Raw genomic sequence first — 2720 nt, 5'->3', positions numbered from 1 at the left:
TTGTACAACTATAGCTTTCTTGTGCAACTGCATGGCTGTCATTAATTCCTGACAGCCACAGTGCCTATTGGACTCACGCCAAAACACTCTAAAACCAAGTTGGATATTTTTGACGAAATTATTGTTAAAACTACGATTTTAAAAACCATTCAGCGCATTTCACGCACTTCAGACATGGTCTTACCACCTTTAAAACCCTTCAAAAATCAACCGCCCATGCCTAACTTTATCGGTAATGTGACACAGACGGTTAAAGTGCCATGTAAATCGCATCAAAGATGGAATTCGTACGATTATTCCCTAAGATTATAAATAGAGGTGGTTTTTGACGAATTTGTAATAGTTTGACAAAGTTATCCGATGGCTGTTGAAACACAGTGGATGAATTGGCAAATCACACTTCACTGACTTTGCACGTTTATCTATTCACACTTCACCCATCCCTCCTTCTGCTCAAATGGTTCAAATACACGGAAAGGATCACCATCGAGCAATTTAGATAATCAATTTACCTTGGTTACCTTAGTTGTATTATTAAAGAGAAAGGAAACTCAATATGAAATACAAGTTAAGCTCCGTATTTTTGTTAGTAGCAGCAGCCAGCGGTAATGCTAACGCTGGAGAATGTGGCAGCGTAACAATCGCAGATATGAACTGGAACTCTGCAACACTGATCGCCAATATCGACCAATTCATCCTAGAACATGGTTATGGGTGTGATGCCGAACTTATCCCTGGCGACACTATGCCAACAGGCACATCCATGATTGAAAAAGGCCAGCCTGATGTTGCACCTGAACTTTGGAGCAACAGCTTAAAAGACGCATTGGACAAGGGTGTCCAAGAAAAACGTCTTCGCTATGCAGGTAAAGCACTTGTGAATGGCGGTGAAGAAGGCTTTTGGGTTCCAGCTTACTTAGTTAAACAATACCCAGAGATGGCAACCATCGAAGGTGTACGTAAAAACGCTAGCTTATTTAAGCACCCTGAAGACCCAGATACATCAGCATTTTACAGTTGCCCAGCAGGCTGGAACTGTCAGATCAGTGCCGGAAACTTGTTTAACGCTCTTGAGCTGGAAGACAGTGGTTTCACGATTGTTGATCCAGGCTCGAGTGCCGGCTTATCTGGCTCTATCGCAAAAGCTTATGAGCGCGAAGAAGCTTGGTTTGGTTACTACTGGGCGCCAACTGCCGTTCTAGGCAAATACGACATGGTTAAAGTTGACTTTGGTAGTGGTGTTAATGAACAAGAGTTCTTAACTTGTACCACCAAAGAAGACTGTGATTCACCTAAAGCGACCATGTACCCGCCTTCACCCGTTCACACTATCACCACTGAGAGTTTTGCGTCACGTGCACCTGAAGCTTATGACTACTTCACTAAACGTGGTTTCACAAACGACAAAATGAACTCGCTGCTTGCTTGGATGGAAGACAACCAAGCCGATGGTGAAGAAGCAAGTCTGCATTTCTTGAGTGAATTCCCAGAAGTATGGCACCCATGGGTTTCTGAAGAAGTGGCTAAGAAAGTTGAAGCCGAACTGTAAAAGCTTGGTTTAACAACAAGTAATTACGCTTCAACAATAGAACAGAAATAACGTCGCTATACTTGATGTTATTCATGATTCGGAGCCCTTTTCATAGGCGATTACCTCATCGCATGAACAAGTGGCTCCGAACTATAAGGATATAAAATGGCTGACACCAATTGGTTATCAACCTTTCCAGAGATGGAACGCGCTGATTTACGAACCATAAAAAAGACGCTAGATGGCGCATACCGTGAATTCTCTCGTGAATACGGTGAAATGATTGAATCTCTATTTGACCCTCTTCTTTCATTCCTGGTTTGGTTTGAAAAACTTCTTATCTCAACCCCTTGGATTATAGTCCTCGCTGTTTGTACAAGCCTTGTCTACGCCGCGAGTCGCTCTTGGAAACTGGCTTTAGGTTGTGTCGCTTCCCTGCTCCTTATTGGTTACTTTGGTATGTGGGAAGACACCATGCGGACGCTTAGTATCATCACTGTGTGTACCTTGGTTTCGATATTCTTAGGCATTCCGATTGGCATTGCGATGGCTCGTTCGAATCGAGCGCAATCTATCGTTACGCCGATGCTTGATATCATGCAAACCATGCCGGCATTCGTTTACTTGATCCCAGTGGTAATGCTACTCGGCATCGGTAAGATTCCAGGGCTAATCGCCGTGGTTATCTACGCGATTCCACCTGTGATTCGTTTAACCAACCTAGGCATACGCTTAGTCGACAAAGAAGTATTGGAAGCGGCTACCGCTTTTGGTGCGAGCAAAAAGCAACGCTTATGGGGTGTTCAACTACCGTTAGCAATGCCAACGATCATGGCGGGTATCAACCAAACCATCATGATGGCACTGTCTATGGTTGTTATCGCATCAATGATTGGTGTTAAAGGCCTAGGACAACCAGTTCTTAAATCCATCACCAACCAATATTTCACATTGGGCTTGATGAACGGTTTTGCCATTGTTGCCCTCGCAATTCTTTTTGACCGCGCTTCACAGGCATACGCAAGAAGAACCAATGCGCATTTAGGAGGACTCAAGCATGACTAAACCATTGATTGAGATTAGTGGCCTATACAAAGTGTTTGGACCGAAACCGATGTCTGTTATGAACCGAGTTCAGAACGGCGAACACAAAGACCAGATTCTTGCTGACACGGGTCATACCGTTGGT

Annotated in this window: 2 protein-coding genes and 1 pseudogene; all 3 read left to right on the top strand. The window is 43.9% G+C overall.

The genetic code is table 11. The features are described from left to right. Nucleotides 1-556 precede the first annotated feature (556 nt). Nucleotides 557-1549: an ABC transporter substrate-binding protein gene (locus tag AB4496_RS03245; RefSeq protein WP_009846760.1), complete on the top strand. Its 993-nt coding sequence runs from the start codon at nt 557-559 to the stop codon at nt 1547-1549. Nucleotides 1550-1696: 147 nt separating this feature from the next. Beyond that, nucleotides 1697-2596 (top strand): proline/glycine betaine ABC transporter permease, encoded by a 900-nt coding sequence (locus tag AB4496_RS03240; protein WP_009846761.1) that lies wholly within the window; start codon nt 1697-1699, stop codon nt 2594-2596. Then, nucleotides 2589-2720: pseudogene (locus AB4496_RS03235) on the top strand (glycine betaine/L-proline ABC transporter ATP-binding protein); the annotation flags it as partial. The gene AB4496_RS03240 and the pseudogene AB4496_RS03235, both read left to right, overlap by 8 nt.

It is taken from the genome of Vibrio sp. 10N.222.46.A1, assembly GCF_041473595.1.
GTDB classification, from domain to species: domain Bacteria; phylum Pseudomonadota; class Gammaproteobacteria; order Enterobacterales; family Vibrionaceae; genus Vibrio; species Vibrio tasmaniensis_A.
Note: the sequence above shows the minus strand (reverse complement) of the source record. Positions and strands in the feature narration are given on the sequence as shown.

Excerpts from the sequence above, each read along its gene's own strand:
- AB4496_RS03240 (WP_009846761.1), top strand. The coding sequence starts at position 1,697 with ATGGCTGACACCAATTGGTTATCAACCTTTCCAGAGATGGAACGCGCT.
- AB4496_RS03245 (WP_009846760.1), top strand. The coding sequence starts at position 557 with ATGAAATACAAGTTAAGCTCCGTATTTTTGTTAGTAGCAGCAGCCAGC.